Origin of the sequence: Brevibacillus sp. AF8 (genome assembly GCF_021270385.1) — a bacterium.
Lineage (GTDB): Bacteria > Bacillota > Bacilli > Brevibacillales > Brevibacillaceae > Brevibacillus.
This window is the reverse complement of the sequence record NZ_JAGQDN010000013.1, coordinates 53,035-75,370: the sequence shown is the minus strand read 5'-3', so window position 1 is coordinate 75,370 and position 22,336 is coordinate 53,035. Positions and strand designations below refer to the sequence as shown.

24 protein-coding genes are annotated in these 22,336 nt (G+C 50.0%); 1 reads left to right on the top strand and 23 read right to left on the bottom strand.

Annotation, left to right across the window (positions count from 1 at the left end; translation table 11 throughout):
- Positions 1 to 32: 32 nt before the first annotated feature.
- A complete protein-coding gene (locus tag KB186_RS17400; RefSeq protein WP_232774059.1) occupies positions 33 to 782 on the top strand; it encodes an inositol-3-phosphate synthase in 750 nt (249 codons plus the stop codon).
- Between the two features lie 485 nt (positions 783 to 1,267).
- Here KB186_RS17400 and KB186_RS17395 read toward each other — a convergent pair whose 3' ends face one another.
- From KB186_RS17395 to KB186_RS17285, 23 genes are all read right to left on the bottom strand, one after another.
- Entirely contained in the window at positions 1,268 to 2,182 is a 915-nt protein-coding gene (locus KB186_RS17395; RefSeq protein WP_232774058.1) for a COX15/CtaA family protein, read from the bottom strand.
- A 122-nt stretch (positions 2,183 to 2,304) separates the two neighbouring features.
- Positions 2,305 to 3,240, bottom strand: coding sequence for a heme o synthase (cyoE, locus tag KB186_RS17390; protein WP_232774057.1), 936 nt, complete (start codon positions 3,238 to 3,240; stop codon positions 2,305 to 2,307).
- Between the two features lie 96 nt (positions 3,241 to 3,336).
- On the bottom strand, positions 3,337 to 3,795 hold the full coding sequence (locus KB186_RS17385) for a DUF420 domain-containing protein (protein ID WP_232774056.1): 459 nt from the start codon (positions 3,793 to 3,795) through the stop codon (positions 3,337 to 3,339).
- 43 nt (positions 3,796 to 3,838) lie between these two features.
- Positions 3,839 to 4,711 (bottom strand): cytochrome c oxidase assembly protein, encoded by an 873-nt coding sequence (locus tag KB186_RS17380; RefSeq protein WP_173609909.1) that lies wholly within the window; start codon positions 4,709 to 4,711, stop codon positions 3,839 to 3,841.
- Between the two features lie 552 nt (positions 4,712 to 5,263).
- A complete protein-coding gene (locus KB186_RS17375; protein WP_232774055.1) occupies positions 5,264 to 6,706 on the bottom strand; it encodes an NAD-dependent succinate-semialdehyde dehydrogenase in 1,443 nt (480 codons plus the stop codon).
- Between the two features lie 24 nt (positions 6,707 to 6,730).
- Complete coding sequence (gene paaD / locus KB186_RS17370; protein WP_173609907.1) at positions 6,731 to 7,234, bottom strand: 1,2-phenylacetyl-CoA epoxidase subunit PaaD; 504 nt, start codon at positions 7,232 to 7,234, stop codon at positions 6,731 to 6,733.
- Positions 7,235 to 7,251: 17 nt separating this feature from the next.
- A complete protein-coding gene (gene paaC, locus KB186_RS17365; RefSeq protein WP_173609906.1) occupies positions 7,252 to 8,085 on the bottom strand; it encodes a 1,2-phenylacetyl-CoA epoxidase subunit PaaC in 834 nt (277 codons plus the stop codon).
- Between the two features lie 17 nt (positions 8,086 to 8,102).
- Entirely contained in the window at positions 8,103 to 8,435 is a 333-nt protein-coding gene (paaB, locus tag KB186_RS17360) for a 1,2-phenylacetyl-CoA epoxidase subunit PaaB (protein WP_015893218.1), read from the bottom strand.
- A gap of 10 nt (positions 8,436 to 8,445) precedes the next feature.
- Complete coding sequence (gene paaA / locus KB186_RS17355; protein ID WP_173609905.1) at positions 8,446 to 9,414, bottom strand: 1,2-phenylacetyl-CoA epoxidase subunit PaaA; 969 nt, start codon at positions 9,412 to 9,414, stop codon at positions 8,446 to 8,448.
- 115 nt (positions 9,415 to 9,529) lie between these two features.
- Entirely contained in the window at positions 9,530 to 10,357 is an 828-nt protein-coding gene (locus tag KB186_RS17350) for a methyl-accepting chemotaxis protein (protein ID WP_173609904.1), read from the bottom strand.
- 84 nt (positions 10,358 to 10,441) lie between these two features.
- Positions 10,442 to 11,629, bottom strand: coding sequence for an ABC transporter substrate-binding protein (locus KB186_RS17345; protein WP_232774054.1), 1,188 nt, complete (start codon positions 11,627 to 11,629; stop codon positions 10,442 to 10,444).
- A gap of 51 nt (positions 11,630 to 11,680) precedes the next feature.
- Entirely contained in the window at positions 11,681 to 12,424 is a 744-nt protein-coding gene (locus tag KB186_RS17340; protein ID WP_232774085.1) for an ABC transporter ATP-binding protein, read from the bottom strand.
- Between the two features lie 22 nt (positions 12,425 to 12,446).
- Entirely contained in the window at positions 12,447 to 13,208 is a 762-nt protein-coding gene (locus KB186_RS17335) for an ABC transporter ATP-binding protein (protein WP_221867813.1), read from the bottom strand.
- Positions 13,205 to 14,236, bottom strand: coding sequence for a branched-chain amino acid ABC transporter permease (locus KB186_RS17330; protein WP_229088168.1), 1,032 nt, complete (start codon positions 14,234 to 14,236; stop codon positions 13,205 to 13,207). Before KB186_RS17330 ends, KB186_RS17335 begins: the two co-directional genes overlap by 4 nt.
- Positions 14,233 to 15,111, bottom strand: a complete 879-nt coding sequence (locus tag KB186_RS17325; RefSeq protein WP_106656170.1) for a branched-chain amino acid ABC transporter permease — start codon at positions 15,109 to 15,111, stop codon at positions 14,233 to 14,235. Before KB186_RS17325 ends, KB186_RS17330 begins: the two co-directional genes overlap by 4 nt.
- A 133-nt stretch (positions 15,112 to 15,244) precedes the next feature.
- Positions 15,245 to 16,072, bottom strand: a complete 828-nt coding sequence (gene paaX / locus KB186_RS17320; RefSeq protein WP_232774053.1) for a phenylacetic acid degradation operon negative regulatory protein PaaX — start codon at positions 16,070 to 16,072, stop codon at positions 15,245 to 15,247.
- Between the two features lie 169 nt (positions 16,073 to 16,241).
- The gene (locus tag KB186_RS17315; protein WP_232774052.1) at positions 16,242 to 16,667 is read right to left on the bottom strand and encodes a thioesterase family protein; all 426 of its coding nucleotides are present in this window, start codon (positions 16,665 to 16,667) and stop codon (positions 16,242 to 16,244) included.
- Positions 16,668 to 16,696: 29 nt separating this feature from the next.
- Complete coding sequence (locus KB186_RS17310; protein ID WP_232774051.1) at positions 16,697 to 17,896, bottom strand: thiolase family protein; 1,200 nt, start codon at positions 17,894 to 17,896, stop codon at positions 16,697 to 16,699.
- Positions 17,897 to 17,929: 33 nt separating this feature from the next.
- Positions 17,930 to 19,129, bottom strand: coding sequence for a thiolase family protein (locus KB186_RS17305; protein WP_232774050.1), 1,200 nt, complete (start codon positions 19,127 to 19,129; stop codon positions 17,930 to 17,932).
- A complete protein-coding gene (locus tag KB186_RS17300) occupies positions 19,126 to 19,881 on the bottom strand; it encodes a 3-hydroxyacyl-CoA dehydrogenase family protein (RefSeq protein ID WP_173609897.1) in 756 nt (251 codons plus the stop codon). Before KB186_RS17300 ends, KB186_RS17305 begins: the two co-directional genes overlap by 4 nt.
- A complete protein-coding gene (locus tag KB186_RS17295; protein ID WP_173609896.1) occupies positions 19,865 to 20,722 on the bottom strand; it encodes a 3-hydroxyacyl-CoA dehydrogenase family protein in 858 nt (285 codons plus the stop codon). Before KB186_RS17295 ends, KB186_RS17300 begins: the two co-directional genes overlap by 17 nt.
- A 22-nt stretch (positions 20,723 to 20,744) precedes the next feature.
- Positions 20,745 to 21,524 (bottom strand): enoyl-CoA hydratase-related protein, encoded by a 780-nt coding sequence (locus tag KB186_RS17290; protein ID WP_232774049.1) that lies wholly within the window; start codon positions 21,522 to 21,524, stop codon positions 20,745 to 20,747.
- Between the two features lie 9 nt (positions 21,525 to 21,533).
- Positions 21,534 to 22,307 (bottom strand): enoyl-CoA hydratase-related protein, encoded by a 774-nt coding sequence (locus KB186_RS17285; protein WP_221867804.1) that lies wholly within the window; start codon positions 22,305 to 22,307, stop codon positions 21,534 to 21,536.
- Between the last annotated feature and the right edge of the window lie 29 nt (positions 22,308 to 22,336).

The window sequence follows — 22,336 nt, the reverse complement described above, 5'->3', positions numbered from 1 at the left end:
TCGATCTCTTCCCGGAAAGGAGCTCGTTACCGTTGCGTAATTCCCACCTGTTGCTCAACCTGACAGTAGGACTTGCCGCCTCCAGTCTCGTCCTCAGTGCCCCCTCTTCTCTTGCCTCCAAGGAGCCTACCAAGACCCAAGTAATAGAATGGATTAACAAGCAAGCCAAAGATCCAGTTGTTTCCGACTACTTTGATTTTCAACTCGTCAATCTGGATGATGACCCAGAACCAGAAATTGTCGCCAAGCATAACGGCAGCGTACATATCGGAAATTTTTACATCTTGGATCAAAAACCAGATCGTACGTATGCCCTCATCGCGGAAGAGCAATGGAATCCACCGCACCTGCAATTGGATCATTGGGACTATACGCGTGAAGTGAATCACTCCGAGATCGACAAAAACGACGACGCTGAACTGCGTTTGCTCGCAGAAAAACGAGTATTTGAAACCATCCACCATACAGGCGGCTCCGGCATATGTATCTACGAGGCGAATCTGTGGTATTTGGACAAAGGGCGTCTAGTCAAAGCATGGGAAGGGCTGCTGCGGGAAACGGTTTCCATGCCGGGTGGTCAACTATTGCGGACTGTCGGCAGTTATCAAATCCTTTATGACGACACTGAAAAACCTTTGCTCTACTACTGGCAAACAAAGCAAGAGCTAAACCCGGATACAGGTGAACCACTTCCGGGCAAACTCGAGACTTCTTTGCAAATTTATCGTTGGGAAAATGGTGTTTTTGTTCCTTGGAATGTAGGAAAACCGCCAGGGCAATAGCCTGACGGTTCGGAATGTCTTCTATCCGTTGTGATGGGGGCGAAGCCCTGCCACATGTTCTCCAGTCGCCTTTTTCCTCTCTGCGTTCGGGCGGTCTCCTTCCGAACATGTGACAGGACTTCCAACAGCTGTGTACCTGATCCGATGCTTTTACATCATTGTGAAAGTAGGGCAGGTAGCTTCTTGAATTTACTCGCAAGATTTTTAATAAAAGGTCACTTAGGAAGAAGTGCATTTCCAGTCCAAACGCCTCTGGAGCCCTACCTAGCGTAGAAATGAATGGCAGGGAATTTCAGCTTCACTTATGAGATCCTTCCTCGAAACTTCAACGTTTGAAGCGCTCCTGCCATTCATATCGGAGCGGACAGTGAATCTCCTTGCGGGGCGTAGGCCGAAGCGTAGACTGGAAATGCGCTTCTTCCCCACCACTACAGCTACATAATAAAAAGCCGCACTCCCACGAATCAGGAGCGCAGCTTTTCCTCTTATCTTCTCAGCTTTTCATTTGTCGGTGACTTCAATGTCTGCAAACACATGTAGCTGATGATCCCAAACAAGATCGTGATAATCATCGAGTGAGTCAGCGTAGCGTACAGGTGAAGTTTGTAAATAATCACGAAGCCGCCGCTGAACACCTGCGCAATGCAAAGAATAAAGCTCAGGATACTTGCACCGTACAAGTCACGCCGTTTTTCCTTGAAATGACGTATACAGTAAATCATTGTCCCCAACAACAAGAATCCCAACACCATCGCAGCGATTCTGTGGGCAAAATGAATACCGGTCTGTCCGTACAACTCTGGGATGACCTGTCCCTGACACAGAGGCCAGTCACTGCATGCCATACTTGAACCCGTATGTCTGACATACGCTCCGAGATAAACGACAGCGTACGTATAAATAGCGACGAACCACATCCAGTTGCGGAAGCCTTTTGAGACGGTCGTTTTCACCAGACTTTGCGTTTTTTCTCGTTGATAAACAAACATACTCAACAAGAACACGCCTGAATAAGCAAGCAAGGAGAATCCGAAGTGCAGAGCCAAAACAGATGAGGACTGTGGCCAAATGACGGCAGAAGCGCCGAGAATGGACTCCACTACGATGAAAAACAAACCAAAAATAGCGAGATTGCGAACTTCTTGGTTGTCTTTGTAATAACGCCAGCATAGCACAGAAAAAATTGCGACAACAATACCGGCAACACCTGTAATCAGGCGATGAGAATATTCAATAATGGATGCCAACGTGTATTCAGGAACCCATTTACCGTTGCACAGCGGCCAGTCATTTCCACAACCGAGTGCTGAATCTGTCTTTGTAACAAGCGAACCGGCTACCATCACGATAAACATGATCAAGGTAGCAAGAAAAGCTAATGGCTTCAGCCATTTTCCCATAGTAAGTCACCCTGTTTCTTGTGAGGATCAAACAACACCTCGTTCTATGTCCTCTTTTACGATAATGAAACATCCCCTGCTAAGCAAGGGATGTTCCGTGAACATTTAGTGAGTGTTTCGTGTCAATAATAGTTGACCATGGTACTGATGACGATCGCTGCACAAAACACTGTCAAATAAAGGATGGAATACCCGAACAGTTTGCGTGCCCATGCAAGATCATCCTTGGTTTTGAACCCTTGGAAAAGCAAAACCATGTACACAATCCCCATCACACCCATGACGAGCAAATACACATAGCCTAGACTAGCATGGACAAACAGCAGCAAAGAAGCCGGGAGCAACACCGAACCCCATAGCACCATCTGTCGCTTGGTCTCGGCAAAGCCTTTTACTACCGGTAGCATCGGCAGATTACCTGCACGGTATTCTTCTGTTTTCAGCATGGCCAACGCCAAAAAATGGGGAGGCTGCCACAAGAACAAAACCAGGAATAACAGCCATGCAGTCATGTCCATGGTCTCTGTTACTGCTACCCACCCAATTACCGGAGGAGCTGCACCTGAAATACCGCCAATCACCGTATTGAGAGTTGTCACTCGTTTCAACGGCGTGTAAATCAGCACGTAAAAAATGTGACCGATCAATCCCCAAACCGCCGCCAAAGGATTCGCATATACAGCCAACACAGTAACCCCTGCCAACAGCAGACCAATTCCCAAGATGATCGCGCTACGTGCAGAAATTCTTCCGGTTGCTACCGCCCGATGTTGCGTCCGCTTCATTTTTTTGTCCAGATCTCGGTCGTAGAAATTATTTAAAGCCGCCCCCGACATAATGACCAAAGCGGTTCCCAGCATGGTGAAAAAAGCCAGTTTCCAGTTCGGATAACCGTAGGACGCTAACCATAAAGCAGCAAAAGTGGTCATCAAGTTTGACAGGGTAATGCCGGGCTTCGTCAGTTGTACGTAATCCCGAAAGGTAGCTGGCCCTCCCGGCTGTGTCTGCGAAGAAGCATCGGCATCAAGCGATTCCTGCACGGTTATTTGCTGGTCCACGTTTTGTACCTCCTGTTTCCTTCTATCTGAACATCCGAATCATGACTGGATAAACTACCTACATTGTATCCAATGCCCCAAAAACTACTAAAACGATCACTTACCAAAAATTACATCCAGCACGCCAGAGGTCTCGCCACCTGGATAAATCCAGTACAGCAGCAGATAAACCGCAGCTCCTGTAATCGAAGTGACAAACCAGACAATGGACGTCCAAGGACCGATCTTCCGATGAGAAGCATAGTTTTTCGTGTAAGCGTACCTGAGTGTAATCAGACCCATCACACCACCTACTGTTGCCAGGACGATGTGGAAGAACAAGAACGTCTGATAGATTGGTTTGATGCTGTCAGGTCCGCCAAAATGCGTGTTTCCAATAAAAGCCGTTCTGGAAACATAAGTGATAAAGAAGATCGTGGCACAGATCGCAGCCCATTTCATAATCTTCACATGCTTTTCTACTTGCTTTTTCGCAATGGCGTACCAGCCAATCGCAACGAGAATTCCGCTAATGACGATAAAAGCCGTACTTACTGTAGGCAATATAAGCCCCATTTTTTCACCTCATTCAACAAACGTTTCTGCTGTTCGCACATATTTAAAAAGTCGGCTTTTCAGCACCGAAAGATTGATCCATCGGCAGGTCGTCCTGCTTCTCTGCCTTGTACCAATGGTAGAACACATAGGCCAGCACACAGCCGTAAACAAGCTCCTGTACCAGCTTCATAATGATCCCGCCAAGACGCTGATCATTAAACGCGTCCAGGCTCTGGAATAGTTGTGGAGCAGCTATATACGTAGCGTACAGCGGTTCCGAGGCAAAAATAATCAGCGCGCAGGCTGGCGTGATCAAGACACCGTTTGCAAAAACGTACGACAGTTTTTTCAATCCGGCCAGTTGTCGCTTGTTATCAGACAACGGACTCACAATTGGCCACCACATTGCAAATGCGGCAATCACGAGAATGACATGATAAAACGTCATCCACTCATGGTTGATCGCGACGGCATCAAAAATAAACGGAACATGGTAAAACGAAAACAGGGAGTTGAACAACAGCGCTGCCACTAACGGATGTGTCAAAGAGTTTAGGATGAGCTTCAGCGCTTTCGGACGGAAAATCTTGGCCAAAAGCCATTCAGGCATTGCCAGAAGCATGAGTGGTGGCAGAGCAAAGTACAAGATCGATTGTTGGAGCATGTGTAAACTAAACATGTAATGATGGCCGTAATAACTGATAGGGCTTCCTTGTGCAATGTAAAACAATACGATTGCCAACACAAAAAGCAATCTTTGCTTGCCAGTCGCCGGTGTAGCGTTTTCAAAACGTTTATGCATGGGACCTGTTACGAGAAAGTAGACAGTAGTCACGAGCAACGATAGAAGCATCACATCCGGACTCCATAAATCCGAAAAGGTTGCTGATCCGGTAGTCGGTGACATCTCGTGCATTTGATGTGCATTTCCCAAGTTTATATCCTCCCTTCCGAATGTGAAATCTTGGACGATGCCACTCTCACTTGGCGTCGTCATATGTACATTTTGTGTCAATATGAAATACCAATTTTTATCTATTAAATATTGCCCTTGATCCAATCTCCATTATACCGTTTATTCCCTTTTTCTTTGAAGACAAAAATGAACAAAGTGTTGAACAATACAATTCGAAAAATTCACATAAAACCTATTGTGAATTGAGTCATCATGGTGGAATAGAAGAAAAAGCACAGTTCTCTTCGACTCTGACACGCCCGCAAGGGGGATTTACTGTCCGTCTCCACTTCCAAAAGGGGACCGTCGAGCCAAAGCCACCCTACGGGCGGAAGTTTCTCAGGGAAGAAGTGTTCGATAAGCGTGGTCCTCTTTTGGAAGTTCCGACTGGGTAGGCGTTGTCAAGATCTACGAGCCCTGTGCTTTTTCTTCTCACCAGCTTTGTTTGTTCATCGGTACGTTTTAAAATCTTTCCCATATGAAAATAAAGAAGAGTCCAGATCTTGTCTGAACTCTTCTTCCTTTCTAATCTTATAGTCCAAAGGAAACGAACTTCGTCTCCAAATACTCATCCATTCCGTAGCGGCCACCCTCACGGCCGATTCCGCTTTCCTTGAAACCGCCAAACGGCGCTTGTGTTTGAGTTGGCGATCCGTCATTGATTCCAACGATTCCGTATTCGAGGAGCTCAGCCATGCGGAAGCAACGTTGATTATCGCGCGTGTACACATAGGCAGCCAAGCCATAGCGCGTATCATTTGCCATTTGCACGACATCCGCTTCCTCTGTGAAACGAATGAGCGGAACGACAGGACCAAATGTTTCTTCATAGGAGATTTTCATTTCGGCTGTCACGCCTGAAATCAAAGTCGGTTCACAATAGAAGCCCTTTACATAATCACCTTCAACCAAACGATTTCCGCCGTAAACCACTTGCCCGCCTTTGTCTTTGGCGTCTTCGATATGCTCGAGCACCTTGTTCAAGGCACGCTCATTTACCAGTGGACCGATCTCCGTCTCTTTCTGGCGGCCATCCCCTACCTTTGCACGCTTCAGACGCTCTACCAGCTTTTCTGTAAACGCATCTGCGACATCCTCATGGACGTACAGGCGGTTCGTGCAAATGCACATTTGACCGGAGTTGCGGAACTTGCTCTCAAACAGACCTTTTACCGCTGCATCCAGATCGGCATCCGGGAATACGATGAAAGGTGCGTGACCACCAAGCTCCATGCTGACGCGCTTCACTTGCTTCGCCGCGCCCTCCATCAACAGCTTGCCGACACGAGTGGAGCCTGTAAATCCGATTTTGGAGAGCTTCGGATTGTCGATGAACTCCTTCCCAATCGATTCCGGATTTCCAATGACGAGATTTACGACGCCTTTTGGAAAGCCAGCCTGCTCAATCAGCTCAAACATGCGAATCGCAGACAGCGGTGTGCTTTCTGCTGGCTTTAAAACCACCGTGCAGCCCGCAGCCAAAGCCGGAGCGATCTTCCGTGCAACCATGTTCACCGGGAAGTTCCATGGGGTAATCGCCCCTACTACCCCTACAGGCTGACGCAGCACCATGATACGCTTGTTCGGAACCGAGGATGGGATCGTTTCTCCGTTGACACGCTTGGCCTCTTCTGCGTACCAGACAAAGTTATCTGCGGCTCCCAGCACTTCGCCTTTTGCCTCGCCCAAAGGCTTGCCCATTTCAGCAGAAATGATGCCCGCCAGTTCATCCCGATTGTTTTTCACCAGCTCGGACAAGTTGTACAAATATTTGGCTCGCTCGCGAGCAGTCAGTCGAGACCAGCTGGCAAACGCCTGATGAGCGGCATCAATGGCCTTGTTGGCATCGCGACCATCGCCGAAGGTTACAGTTCCAACTGTTTCACCTGTAGCAGGATTCGTAATCTGAATGGACTCGCCACTCTCAGCATTCACCCATTCTCCATTAATAAACATTTGCTTGTACTCTCCCATGACTTTCGCTCCTCTCAATCTCTCTCAATAGATTGGTTTTAGGGCCTCAAACGGATTTTTGCAGTGCCGGCAATACAAAATACTTCGACAAGCAGCAGGACCAAACAAATTTTCTATTTGTGTATAGGGGGAATCACAGTAGGGACAGGCTACTTCCCATGTGTCTCCCGGTTTAAAGTCAAGCGGTGGCGGCGCGATGCCAAAGCTTTTCAACTTATCGCGAGCATCCAAGGCGATACGATCAGATGTCCAGGCTGGATCATAGACAAACACGACCTGAACCTGATTGATTCCTTCTGCCTCCACCAGCTTTTCTGTGATGTTCTTCTTCATGATCTCGAGTGCCGGACAGCCGACAAAGGTAGGGAGCACCTCGACGTGAACGACGTCTGCCTCGACGCGCACTTTGTGAATCATCCCCATCTCCACCATGCTGATCACCGGAATTTCGGGATCCGTTACTTGCTGCAGCAGTTCCCAGCATGTCGCTTCAAGCCCTTCATGCAGTTGCAGTTCTTCTTGCGCCATGAGAGAATCACTCCTTTTTACCAGCCTGCAGCCGGATCAATGCGATACACTTCAGACAAGGTAGCCAAAGCCTGCACGAGATCAGCAGTGTGTTCACCGTGACGGCCTCGCTCTTGTGGCATTCCTGGCTCACCCGGCCAGTCGAGTCCTGCTTTTTCGAAAATGTCTTTGGTCAGCGTCAGCCATTTTTGTTTCAGTTGCTCTTCATCTGCAATAAGACCAAATTGAACGATATCACCCTGGTTTGGTCCAAGATGAGGCAGCTCCCCGGCATCCTTCCAAACTTTTGCAATGGCTGCCTCCAGCCTCTGACGGGCATCAGCCGTACTGTTCGCCAATTGCTTCAACCAAACTTGCCAGTGCATCAGATGATAGCGATGCTCTGTCATCATTTTGCGACTGACCAGCGCGAGTGGTGCGTATGACGACTGCATAAGTGCCTCCAAGCGAACCTGCTTGTATAAGCCATAAACATAGCTGCGAACAATCGCATAAGCCCAATCGTAATGGGGATGATCGTTGTATTCGCCGTCGCCGTTTTTACGCTCTACCAGGATCGCATTGGAAAACGCCTTCGCCTCGCGAAGCTGTGCGAGATCGTCTGCTTTGCCCACCCCTAGCTGCTCAAGCATTTCATAAAACATTACGGCATGGCCCATCATGTCTTGAGACATTGATGAAAAGGCCACATCTTCTTCAATATGCGGAGCCAGCCCAAGCCATTCCGATCCACGATAAGCCAATATAAAATCGTCATCAGCAAGCTGGAACAACAGGTCGGTCAAGGCTTTTGCGAATGCCGGGTTTTGTTTTGCTGCTTCCACTGTTTCTACATGTAAACGGTCGCCCATGATTGTATCCCTCCTGCTTAACTGCCGTTGCCTGCATGCTTCTGTTTTTCTTCGTACTGCTCGCGATGGTGGCGCCATCTCGACTGCAAGTCGCCGTATCCTTTGGTCTCCCGATAGCTCTTGTTGTCGAGTCTTTCCAGGAAAGGACGCTCCTCTGGCGGCAGTCCAAAAATGTCGTCGCGCTTGACTACCCACAAATTAAAACAAGGCTCGCGACGCAGGAAGTTCTCCCTCGCCATGCTCAAGGCAACTTCTTTATTGGGTGCCAACAAACTGAACTGTTGGACGAACGGAGCATTTACGCTTTTTTGGCTGAATACTTCGTATATGAAAAAGTTTTCATTGCTCATCCACATTCACCTACCCTACTTGTCGGCCGTACGACATAATCGCATCGCGCACCCATTTGGTTTCCTCATAAGACATTACCCGAAGATTCAGACGGTGAGCGGAGCGAGGTCCGTTCCCCTTGACGATTTGCTTGAACTCTTCCCAGTCAGGCTGTTGGTAGACCCATTTGTCTTCTGCCTCGTCGAAGTAAATCGTATCGTCTGGCACTGTGAAGCCAAGGTGGAAAATACGCGGCAAATACTTTTTCAGGAACACTTGGCGCAATTCTTCATTGGTCTGTGTACGAATCTTGTAACGCATGTTGGCTTCCTGATTGCTTGTTATATTGCCGTTTTCCGGTGGTCCGAAAAACATCAAGAGCGCTGGCCACCAACGATGGATAGCATCTTGCAGCATTTGACGCTGTTCATCGGTGCCTTCCGCCAACTCCAAGACGATGCTCTCCCCGTGCTGGGCGTGGAACTTTTCCTCCGCACAGATCCGATGCAGAGCGCGGGCATAAGGTGCATAAGATGTATCGAGGGACATCGATTGCGTAATGATAGCCGCTCCGTCAACCAGCCAGCCAATCACACCAGCATCAGCCCAGGTAGGCGCTTCCATGTGAAATACATTGTGAAATTTCAGTCTTTTTGTAAACAAATCATTCATGATGTCCTCGCGCGTCTTTCCCAATGGCTCAAGTAAGTCTTCTGCGACGCGAAGCAGCAATTGACCATGCCCCATCTCGTCCTGGACCTTCGCCATAATCGCCAGCTTTCTGCGCAGTGTCGGCGCCTTTGGTACCCATTCTTTTTCCGGCAAGGCACCCATGATCTCACTGATGCCATGCATCGAAATCAGCTTGATCAACTGGTTGCGATAATCGTCTGGCATCCAATCGTCTGCCTCTATTTTTTCCCCGCGATCGATTCTCGCTAAAAACGCTTCCAACTTTTCGTTTTCAGTCAGATCGGTATGTTCGAGCCTCATTTGCATGGAGAACGCCCTCCTTTTATCAGATATGCATTATGATAAAATTATAATACGTTTTTATAACGCAATAATAACATAACGTCATACGTTTTTGCAATACGCTTACATAGCGACTCTCCTATTCCCCGCGCCCAGTTATTTCTGCTGTCTTTTTCAACTGCTCGGCCATATGTCGCAGCTCTTGCATGACTGCATCCAGCTCCTGTATTCGCGTCGACTGCTGTACACTGTGATTCATCGTCTTCTCCATTTCGCCAGTAACCGTTCCGACGAGTGCATTCATTTCATCCAATAGTTGGAAAATACCCTTCGCCGAAGTAGCCGTCGTCTGGGAAAGCTGACGGATTTCCTCTGCGACCACGGAAAAGCCGCGACCAGCAGCCCCTGCACGTGCCGCTTCGAGGACGGCATTCAAGCCGAGTACATTGGAGCGCGTCGAGATATTCCGGATCAATTCGTTGATCTGGGTCGTTTCTGCAATTTTCATCTCTAATTGACCGGCTGCATCACTCAAAGTGTGACTCGCTTGTGCCAAATGGTCTGCATCCTTTGCCAGACTTTCTGTGTGCGAAGCGATATTTTCCAGCGCGTCCGTCAAGTTTTGAGCCAAGCCATGCAAGCGATCCTCTTGATCAGTCGTCACGCCTGTCGCCAAGCAACCGACCACTTGCCCGTTTTCCACAAGCGGATAACCGACTGCGATATAAGGGATGCCGTACAGCTCTTTGGAAATCTTCTTTACAACCCGCTTGCCCTCTTTTACCGCCGTCGCATTGATACTCCCCGGGCGCAATTCGTCTCCTACGCGAATCCCCAGGTTCAAGCCCTGTGCCGGATAATAGGCGAGAAACTTCTCTTTGTCAGTGACTCCTACCATACATTCGGACAAAAATGCCTTTTGTAAAATCGGTGCGACCATTAAGACGCTATTCAGCAATTGAGACATGCATGATCCTCCTACCCTTGTGATGAAAACAACGATTCCCCCCGCATTCTTTTTCACAACGCGGAGGGAACGAACTTCTTTCACTTATTTAACGAGCTGGAATTTTCCATCCTTCACTTCAACCATGATCATGCTGTCTTCTGTCAGACCGTTATGATCATCAGCCGTGAACTTGAATTCTCCGGTTACCCCTACGTATTTCACCTTTTCCAATACTTCGCCCAGTTTGGATGTGTCGCCGCCTGCCTGCTTCAAGCCTTCCACGAGCAGATTCAAGCCGTCGTAACCGTATCCCGCGAATCCGTCTGGCTGTGTATTGTAAGCAGCTTGATAGCCATCCACGAATTTTTTGATGATGGCAGATTGCGGATCGTCCGCCGCTACTTGTTCAGGAATGAGCAGTTTTCCCGCTACCATCAGGACACCCTCGCCCGCGTCTCCAATCAGTTCAAGGAATTTGCTGTTCGCAGAGCCATGGCTGCTGATGATCGGAATAGTGAGGTTCAGTTGCTTGGCTTCCTTCACAATCGTAGCAGGTCCAGGGTTCGTACCTGCCACAATCAGAGCCTGCGCATCAGTCCCTTTGATCTTGGTCAATTGGGAGCTCATGGACGGGTCTTTTGTACCGTACTTTTCTTCAGCTACAATCGTGATGCCGTATTCAGGCGCATATTTTTGCAATTGCGTCGTCCAGCCACTTCCGTATGGATTGCTGTCATTGAGCGTAGCAATTTTCGTAATGCCTTTTTCCTTCAAATATTTGAAGATGCGCTTCGTTCCGTGTACGTCCGTGTGCGGTGTTTTGTAGATGCCTGCACGAACCGGATTGGTGATTTGGTCTGCCGCTGCCATTGAGATCAGCGGGAGCTTTTCTGCTGCAGCATACTCAGCCATCCCGAGAGATGGACCACTGCCTGAGGAGCCGAGTACAGCTACGACCTTTTCTTTCGAAGCGAGTTTTTTGATCGCTTTTACCGCTTCTGTATTGTCAGACTTGTCGTCTTCAAAAATAACTTCCAACGGTCGACCATCTACTCCGCCTGCGCCGTTGATTTCTTTTACCAACAGCTCTACCGCTTGCTTCTCCGGTACGCCGAGCGGACTGTTCGGACCCGTTAGTGAGAAAATAGCGCCGACCTTGATCGGGTCCTTGCTGGCACCACCAGTGCCCGACTCTGCTGCTGGCGTGGCGCCGCCTCCACAGGCACTTAAGAAAACAAGTGAAGCGACTGCTGCTGGTAATAACCAATTCTTGAATGCTCGTTTTTTCATGGGTGTACCCCCTCATGTATGTGGTTGATCTTGATCAAACTGCTATGTTGGCTACACTGCTTCGTGGGAGCTACCCAAATAAGCAGATTGAACACGCGGGTCATTGCTAATCTCGTCTGCCTTCCCTTCCAGCATGACGGTTCCCGTACTGAGTACATATGCCCTGTCGGAAATTGCGAGCGCTGCGCGAGCATTTTGCTCGACCAACAACACTGTGGTGCCCCACTCCGAGCGAATCTCCTGTACAATCGTCAGGATTTCTTTGGCAATCAATGGAGCCAATCCTAGCGAAGGCTCGTCCAACAAGAGGAGCTGCGGTCGAGACAAGAGCGCTCTGCCAATGGCAAGCATCTGCTGCTGCCCTCCGGAAAGCGTTCCTCCGAGCTGCCATTTCCGCTCTGCCAAAATGGGAAAACGTTCATACACCGTCTCCATTTCTTTGGCAATTTCCTTTTTGTTCGTCTTGGGCATCCGATGCGAGGCACCCAGCCACAAATTGTCCTCCACGGTCAGCGTGGAAAAAATTTGTCTGCGCTCCGGTACATGCGCCATGCCCCGAGGTACCACCAGCTCCGCAGGGACACGCGTAATGTCCGCGTCTCGAAACCAAATCTTGCCTTCCTTGTCGCCGTGCAGACCGCAGATACAGTTCAAAAGCGTCGTTTTGCCCGCCCCATTTGCGCCTAACAGGGAGACGATTTCTCCCTCATTCACCTGCAGGTTAATGCCGTGCAGCACTTCTACCGGGCCGTAGCGAGCCGTGATGTTGTCTACTGTAAGGACTATCTTCCCCATCATGTTCCACCTCTTTCGCGCTTCATTCTGCACCCAGATACGCCGCAATCACTCGCGGGTTCTCCTGAATTTCACGTGGGGTTCCTTCTGCGATTTTTGATCCTTGATCCAATACAACGATGCGGTCTGCAATCGACATGATCATGTCCATGTCATGCTCCACTAGCAAAATAGCCGTTCCGTTGTCGCGAATCTCGCAAAACATACGGCTCATCTCCGCCGTCTCGGTATGATTCAGACCCGCAGCAGGCTCGTCCAACAAGAGCAATCGCGGCTTGGCTACCATCGCGCGGGCAATCTCCATCAACCGCAGCTTCCCGTATGGCAAGCTCCCAGCCAAAGAGGTCGCTTCCTCTGCCAGACCTACATTCTCTATCCACGTCTGTGCCTGCTCCTGCATCATCTTCTCTTCCTTGCGGGACTTTGCCAGATTCATGCCGCAGGAAAAGAGACTCGCGCTAGTCTTGGTATGCATGCCGACCATCACGTTTTCCAAGACGGTCATATCGTCAAAGGTCTGGAGGTTTTGAAAGGTTCGCGTGATACCCAATCCGGCATATTCATAGCCTTGCACACGTGTAAGCGGCTGGCTGCTAAAGCGAATCTCTCCTTCCGAAGGCGGGATCACACCTGACACCATGTTGAGCACCGTGCTTTTTCCAGCGCCATTCGGACCGATCAGCGCGAGAATCTCTCCTTCCCGCACCTGAAAATCTACTTGATTCACTGCCCGTACGCCGCCAAAATCACGAGAAAGCTTTTGCACATCCAAAAGTGTTGTCATGTTGCAGCCTTCCTTTCCACCTGCTGCTTTCGCTGTACTTCGTCAGCCATGGCCTTCGCCTTTTTGGCCTGCCCTTTTTCGAAAGCAGTCCGGATGCGCGGAACCAATCCTTCTGGCATGAACATGATGAACAGCACGAGAATCGCACCGAATACAATCGTGTCCACATCTCCCTGCAAGCCTGGCACCACTTCACTCAAGAGAACCAGCGCTTCACTGATAAAACCAATCAGGATCGTCCCGATCAACGCGCCCCAGATGCTTGTCATCCCGCCGATGACGACCATCGTCAAAAACTTGATCGACTCGTGCAGTCCAAACGGCTGCGGATCGAGAATTCCCATGTAATGGGCGTACAGGCCGCCGGAAATACCAGCGAACATGCCGCTTACCACAAAGGCATTCAGCTTGAACTTGCGGACATCAATTCCCATGGAGGTCGCGGCAATTTCACTTTTGTGAATCGCCCGAAACGCTCTGCCGACACGTGAATTCAAGAGATTAAGTGAGAAGAGCAGCACACAGGTGACGACTCCCCAAATCAGAAAGTACATGGATAGCTCGCTTCCACCAAAGAAAGTCATTTGCGGAATGCTGATCATCCCATTTGCTCCCCCTGTGACCGGCTCCCACTCTGTAATCCCGATCTGGACGATGTAGCCAAATGCGAGTGTCGCCATCGCAAGGTAGTAACCTTGCAGCCCTGCTATCGCCCGCCCAAGGATAAAGGCGAATAACCCTGGAACAATCGCAGCAGCTATCAGGCCGATAAATGGGGGTAGACCGTACTTCGTCGTCAATACTGCGGAGGTATAGGCGCCTATCCCCCAAAATGCTGCTTGTCCCAGCGAAATTTGTCCCGCGAGCCCCATCACGAGGCATAACCCGATGGTTACGATTGCTTGAAGACCGATAATAATTCCAACAGAACGATAGTATTCATCTGGCATCACGAATGGGAAAAGAATCATCAAAAACAGGTAGATTCCTATGCTTTTGCCCCACTTATCGATGATCTGCTTCATCATAGCCCTCCTTTTCCAACGCTGCGTTCTCCAAAGATGCCGGATGGCTTGATCAACAGCATGCCGATCAACACCAGAAAGGCGATCGCGTCCTTCATACCGGAGCTGATGTAACCAGCTCCCAGCGACTCGACAATCCCGAGTAAAAAGGCGGCTACGGCTGCCCCCAGTGGATTTCCCAGTCCGCCAAGAATGGCTGCGGAAAAGCCTTTGATTCCAAGCAACACACCAATATCATAGGACGTTACGGAAAGCGGCGCGATCACGATTCCCGCTATCGCTCCTGTCGCTCCACTGATGGCAAAGGCCAGCATACTCATCTTTGTCGGGCTAATCCCCATCAAGCGAGCTGCCATCGGGTTTACCGAACAGGCGTTGATTTTTTTGCCGAGAATCGTCTTGTCCATCAAGTACCACAGTAAAAAAAGAATGATAAGAACAGCGGCCAAAATCCAGATACTTTGTTGTGCAATCATCACGCCCCCGATTGAGATCGGTTCATTGCTCGTAATCGGTTCGAGTGCAAACGCATCTTTTCCCCAAATGAAGCTGGCAATGCCACGAATCAGTGTGGAGATTCCTATCGTCAAAATAATCAAACTAATCGGATTAGCCTTTTTGACGTAAGCGATTACATATTTCTGCATCAAAACACCGATCAAGGTGACCATGAGGATCGCGAGCAATGCCGCCAAGCCATACGGGAGATTCATGCCAATCAAGGCGACTGTAACCATCCCGCCCAGCATCAAAAATTCACCCTGCGCCAGATTGATCACCTTGCTTACGTTGTAAATCGTGATGAAACCAACCGCTACGATCGCGTAAATCCCGCCACTGACGAGGCCGTTTGCAACGTACTGCAGCAATTCCGTCATATTCGTGCTGTACCCCCTTTGTTTCGCGTCCACCAAACTACACCCAAGTAAAACGCTTACATTATAAATAATGGAAAAATATTTATGAAAAAAGACCCTAGACGTGCTAGGGCCTTTCCTTCGCAGCTTTCGCCTATGCGGATGGCGCAGCTTCATACACGGTCTCGAAGAATCGTACTGCCCCTGGATTTAATAACTGATAGTAATTTTGAAACAACTGATCCGCCTCTTTGCCCAACCACAGATCTGGCAACAATTCCTGCGGCAAATCAGGATCGATGAACAAGAACTTGCGGTATTGGTGGACGAGCTTTGTCTTTTCCACGAAGCAATGGCTGTCTGGAACCTCTTCTCCATTGCCCAGTTTTGCTGAAAGCTGCTCATATTCTTCTCGGTAGTCATCGATGAAGGCCTTGTACTTCTCATTGATTTCATCGATATCCCAGCATTTCTGCACGAGCTGCTTCGGATTGCTCCAGCCCATATGCTCGGATGTAAAGATCTCCACATACTCTGTAATCTCGTGCGCTTCCGTCAGGTCCTTCACACGATCACTAAGATTATTCGGACTGATCCATGTGCTGGTTGTCAGCATCCCGAAGCCCATCCAGCCCAGCTCCTTGCGCAATTGATCACGCAGCGCTCGACGCTCCTCGGGGATATTGTAGCTGGCAATGCACCATTTCCCGTCCCACACATCTGTCTCGACCTTATAAATACGTGCCGCTGCCTCTTCCAGCCGCTTTTTGCCGCGCTCAGATACCGAGTAGAAGCTGCGGTTCCCTACTTTTCGCGATTCCAGCCAGCCTTGGCGAAGCATCCGGGAGATCGCTGCACGAACAGCCGGCTCCGACAGTCCGAATTCCCCCATCAGCTTGGTTAGACTACCAATCCAGATTTCGCTTCCATAATGGCGGACGTATTCACCGTAAATTGTAAAAAGCATGGATTGTGGCTTCACGTTTCTTCTACCCCCAAATCGATTCATACCTATATGCTGTGTGAAATTGTACCATATTCTGTAGGAAGTGCGTGAATCGATCGAGAGTATATGACGATAAAATCATATAACGTTATTTAAACGTAATTATAGTAAAACATTTTAAAAGAGTCAATTTATTCTGTCAAATTCATGATTTTCCATGTACTTCCTCGTTGATCTCAGCTTGCAAGGCCTCAAAACGCCGCTTGATCTCATCCTTTTTGAAGATAGCCTGGACGAACGTCCCGAGCCCTACACGATTGCGCGTAGTGTCCGCCGTAACCTCGCACACTACGCGTTTTTCGGTAACCTGCACACAGGTAGCCCGGAACGTGACCTCCTGACCAATCACAGCTGGTCCGACATGCTTGATGTCGACAGCAAATCCCGAGCCCTCTTCATCATCTTCCAGGTACGGCAAAATGACGCGCCTTCCCGCCCATTCCATGTAATAAATCATACTGACTGTCGACATCACAGGGTGCACCACTTGGCCTTCAAAAACAGGCAGCATGTCCTTTGTCACTGTGACAGTAAATTCTTCCGTCGTACCCGGCTGCAGTCTATCTATCAAGAGTATCTGCCTCCCTATCTGCGCCCAAGCTACACACGCTCGATAATCGTCGCAATCCCCTGCCCAACTCCAATGCACATCGCAGCCAACCCGTAACGGGCATCCCGACGCTCCATTTCATACAAAAGAGTAGTAAGGATGCGCGCTCCGCTACACCCGAGCGGATGCCCCAAAGCAATCGCTCCGCCGTTTACGTTGACCAGATCAGGGTTGACCCCCAGCTCGCGTACGCTTGCCACTGCCTGCGCCGCAAAAGCCTCGTTGAATTCGAACAGATCAATCTGCGTAAGTGACAAGCCTGCCTGCTTCAGTACTTTTCGCGTAGCAGGTACTGGCCCAATTCCCATCACGGATGGATCAACACCTGCTACTGCGGAGGCAACGATTCTTGCACGAGGCTTCAAGCCAGCCGCAAGAGCCGCTTCCTGTTCCATGATGAGCAGAGCGCAGGCTCCATCGTTTAGACCGCTGGAGTTGCCTGCTGTGACGCTACCATCTGCTTGGAATGCTGGTTTCAGTTTTTGCAACTGTTCGATAGTCGTCTCTGGACGTGCATGCTCATCCTGAGCAAACAGCGTGACCTCGCCTTTGCGCCCTTTCAGCTCTACCGGAACGATCTCGGCATCCCACTTTCCTTCTGCCAAGGCACGCGCGTAATTTTGCTGACTGCGCAAAGCAAACTCATCCTGCGCTTCGCGGCTTATGCCGTATTGCTCCGCTACCTTCTCCGCTGTTTCTCCTAGACTGATCGGCGGATACATCTCTTTCATTTTTTCGTTAACCAATCGCCAGCCCAACGTCGTATCGACTAACTGCTGATTACCGCGCTGAAAAGCCGTGCCAGGCTTCATCATCACCAGCGGAGAGCGTGTCATGCTCTCTGTCCCGCCCGCGATATAGACGTGACCTGCTCCGGCTTTGATTGCATTCGCGCTTTGGTTCACAGCCTCCAGCCCTGAGCCGCACAGACGGTTTACTGTCACTCCCGGCACCTCGACAGGCAATCCCGCCAATAGAAGTGACATACGCGCGACGTTGCGGTTGTCTTCCCCAGCCTGATTGGCACAGCCCATGATGACATCATCTATCGCCTTCGGATCGATGGCGTTTCGTTCCAGCAACTTTTGAATCACCAATGCGCCCAGGTCATCCGGGCGCACATCCTTCAACGCACCACCAATACGGCCGATTGGCGTGCGCACAGCATCTATAATGACAGGTGTACTCATTCTTCCACTCCTCTCATGCACGAGGGCTTTTTTCTATAGCGCTTCTACTAACGTGGCCAATCCTTGACCACCGCCTATGCACAACGACACGATTCCGTATTTCTTTTGGCGACGTCTCAGCTCGAAAAGAATCGTACCTGCCAAGCGGGCACCGCTCATTCCGAGCGGATGACCCAAGGCGATTGCTCCACCGTTTACATTGGTTTTCAAAGGATCCAGCCCCAGCTCACGTATGCAAGCAAGTGACTGGGAAGCAAAAGCTTCATTTAACTCAAACAGGTCGATTTGCTCTACGGTCATGTTCGTTTCGGCAAGCAGCTTGCGAATCGCAGCGACCGGACCAATGCCCATGATGCGCGGATCAACACCAGCACTGACGAAATGAACAATGCGCCCCAAAGGAGCGACGCCTGTCTTTTGCAGCATTTCTTCGTTCATCAAGAGCAAAGTCGCTGCGCCATCATTGATACCGGAGGAGTTGCCTGCTGTAACGCTACCCTCTTTTCGGAAGGCAGGTCGCAGCTTGGACAATGACTCCACACCAGAATCTCTTCTTGGGAATTCATCGGTATCAAACAGCGTCTCTTCCCCTTTTTTTCCTTTTAACGTGATGGGAATAATCTCGTCGCGGAACAGACCTGCATCTATCGCGTTGACAGCCCGAGACTGACTCTCTGCTGCAAAACGATCCTGATCCTCTCGACTGATGCCGAATTGCTCCGCCACGTTTTCCGCTGTATCACCCATGGTCAGATCGCCATAGAGCGAGACAGGAGCAGAACGTGGTCCGCCAAAAGACTCGATCAGCGTCTGTCCGCCGCGTTGATACGGCTGCTCGAATTTTTCCATGATGTACGGTGAACGAGTCAAATTCTCTACACCGCCCGCCAGCATGACCTGACTATGTCCTGCCTGGATGGACTGTGCAGCCAAATTGACTGCCTCTAGCCCGGATGCACACACCCGATTCACAGTCAATCCAGGTATGGTGTCAGGAAGCCCTGCTTTCAACAAACCAACGCGTGCAATGTTAATAAACGGTCCAGCCGATATGACGTTACCCATGATGACCCCATCCACAATCTCACCGGATTGTCCTGCCTTCGCAAGCGCTCCATTCAAGACAATGGCTGTCAGGTCGTCGATAGGGGTGTTTTTCAGACTTCCACCCAGCTTGCCGATTGGTGTACGTACTGCTGCTGCTACGTACACCTCCTTGTTAATCAAGCTCATGCCTCTACACCCACTTTGTCCTCGTACGTGTAAAAGCCTTGCCCACTGCGTACACCGACTCGCCCCGCCAGCACCAGCTTGCGTAATAGCGGCGCTGTGCGATAGCGTTCCTCGGCCAGGTCGCGTTGCAAGCCTCTCGATATCGCAAAAATCTCATCCAACCCGATGCGATCTGCCCATTCGAGAGGGCCGTATGGGTAGTTGGTGCCTTTTTTCATTGCGATATCGATATCAGTAGCGGTTGCTGCTTTTTCCATCAGAGTAAAGGCAGCCTCGTTGATAATGAGTGTTAAAATGCGTGGGAACACGAGACCTACCTCGTCGTTTACGTTTTCTGTCGCTTTCCCGAGCGATTGAAAGAAGCCTTCCGTTGCTTGAATCGTTTCCAGCTCCGTTTGCAAGGCAGGGGCAATCTCGATCAGCTCCCGTTCAACCAAGGGCACGAGCGTTCCAAATCCGCAAACGCGTTCAGGATGCTGTGTCCAGGACGCTACTTCTGTCGCTGTAATCGCGAGCGAAGTCGTGATGATCGGTACGTTTGGTGGCAATAGGTCATCCAGCTCGCGTATTTGCCTCTTCTTCGCCTGCATATCGATGCTATTTACCTCTATAGCCAATTCAACCAGCTCAGGTTCCGCCATCGCTTCTGCAAGCGTAAGCACCTGATAGCCTCTTTCCACCATCAAATCATTCAACTCTGCGTACAGCGGGCTTGTGCCCACGAGCAATACAGCTTTATTTGTTGTAGTCATAGAAGCCTTCCCCCGTCTTTCTGCCCAGGCTGCCGGATTGAACCATTTGTTGCTGAATCCGGCTAGGCTTAAATCGTCCTTCATGGAAGAAGTCGGTATAGACCGATTTGGTGGTGGCAAAATTGATGTCGATGCCAATCATGTCTTGCAGCTCAAACGGTCCCATTTTGAATCCGCCAGCCAGCTTCATAATCCGATCAATCTGCTCCACACCTGCCACATGATCGCCCAGGATGCGCAATGCTTCATTATAATAAGGACGTGCGATGCGATTGACGATAAAGCCAGGAGTGTCCGTCACCAGAACAGGCACCTTGCCCAACTCTTGCGCAAATCGATACGCCACCTCCACATTTTCCTCGCTCGATTTTTTCCCGCGAATTACCTCAACCAAAGGCATAACGGGTGCCGGATTGAAAAAATGAAATCCGAGAATGCGCTCGGGATGCGAAAGCCCTCCTGCAATCTCCGTTATTGAGATAGAGGAAGTATTCGTTAGTAAAAGGGCATCCTCTCTGCAAATCCCAGAAAGCTGGCTGAAAATGCTTTTTTTCAAATCAAGACGCTCTGGCACTGCTTCGATGACGATATCGCAATCGGCCAACTGCTCCATTTCCGATACGAGATGGACCAGCTCTAGCGTCTCTGTCATTTCTTGTTCACTGATTTTGTTTTTCTCCACGTCTTTTGTCAGGATCGATTCCAAATAGACAAGCGCTTTGTCCAGCACCGCCTGATTTGCATCCAGCAGCATGACCTGATGTCCTTTGCGAGCACAGACGAGAGCGATTCCCGCTCCCATTGTTCCCGCCCCGATGACGCCTACTGTTTTCGTACTCACTTGGGCTTGCCTCCCTTCGCCTCTAACGGCCTGTAAAACGAGGCGCACGTTTTTCCATGAAAGCGGTGACCCCTTCTTTATGATCCGCTGTGCTGCCAGCCGCTTCTTGTGCAAAAGCTTCATATTCCAAGGTCTCTTCCAACCCCAGCTCAAGCCCTTTGTACATCGTGCGCTTGATCAAACCAATTCCCTTCGTCGGCAGTAACGCAAGCTTGCGCGCATACGCCAACGCATCTTCCATGAAGCTCTCCGCTGGGTACACCTGATTGACCAATCCAATTCGCAGTGCTTCCTCAGCGGAAACCTTTTCCCCCGTCATCGCCAGTTCCAACGCCTTGCCGATCCCGACGATGCGCGGCAAGAAGTAGCAGCCTCCTGAATCAGGAACGAGCCCGATGTTGACAAAAGCATTGACGAAGGATGCCTTTTCCGAAGCCAGACGAATATCGCACGCCAGCGCAACACTCATGCCGGCACCAGCCGCTACCCCGTTTACCGCTGCGATGATTGGCTTCTCTGTTTTTTGAAACTGGAGGATCATGGGATTATAGCGATCCCGCAAGAAACCACCGTAATCCACATCTCCTTCTCCAGAAACGTCACCAAGATCCTGACCCGCATTGAACGCCCGCCCAGCTCCGGTAAGAACGATACAACACACGTCCGCATCTTTCTGGGCTTGCTTTAATGCATCCGTGATTTCCTTGTTCATGACGGCTGTAAACGCATTGAATTTGTCCGGACGGTTCAACGTCAACACTGCTACGCCTTCTGACACTTCATAAAGAATCGTTTCGTACATGGCCGCCTCCTAAAATCCCGTAAAACGGGGTTTGCGCTTCTCCAGAAACGCTTGCATGCCTTCTTTTCGATCTTCGCTTGCCAAAAGAAGATAAAAGCTGTTTCGCTCGTAATCCAATCCCTCTTGAAGGGGGAGATCACCAGCTTTGTACACGGCTTTTTTGATGACCTGTACCGCGAGCGGCGGCTGTTGGGCGATTTGCTTCGCCAGCTTGAGTGCTTCCTGATAGTACGCCTCCACTGGCACTACCCGATTGACCAGGCCGTATTTCAACGCTTCTTTGGCCGAAATCGGTTCACCTGTGAGCAGCATCTCCAGTGCTTTTCGCTCACCTACCACACGCGTCAGACGCTGTGTACCACCAGCCCCAGGCATGACTCCCAGCTTGATTTCCGGTTGACCAATGACGGCTGTCTCCGAAGCGATCACAATGTCGCAGTTCATCATTAATTCACAGCCACCACCGAGCACAAAGCCGCTGACGGCACCAATAATCGGCTTGGAGATGAGTGAGATGCGATCCCAAACCGCAAACTGATTGCGCTTCATGATGTCGATGGCTGATGCTTCCGCCATTTCATTAATGTCAGCACCCGCTGCGAACGCCCTCGCGTTGCCAGTCAGGATGATCACCCGAATATCCGGGTCGCGGTCCATTTGCTCCAGCTGGTCAACCAATTCATCGACGAGCTGCAAATTCAGTGCGTTTAGAATCTTCGGTCGATTCAACGTAATGATACCGACACCATCTTCACTGGCTACGCTAATATATTCATAGGCCATGAACTGTCACACCCTTTTTTTACAGGAGC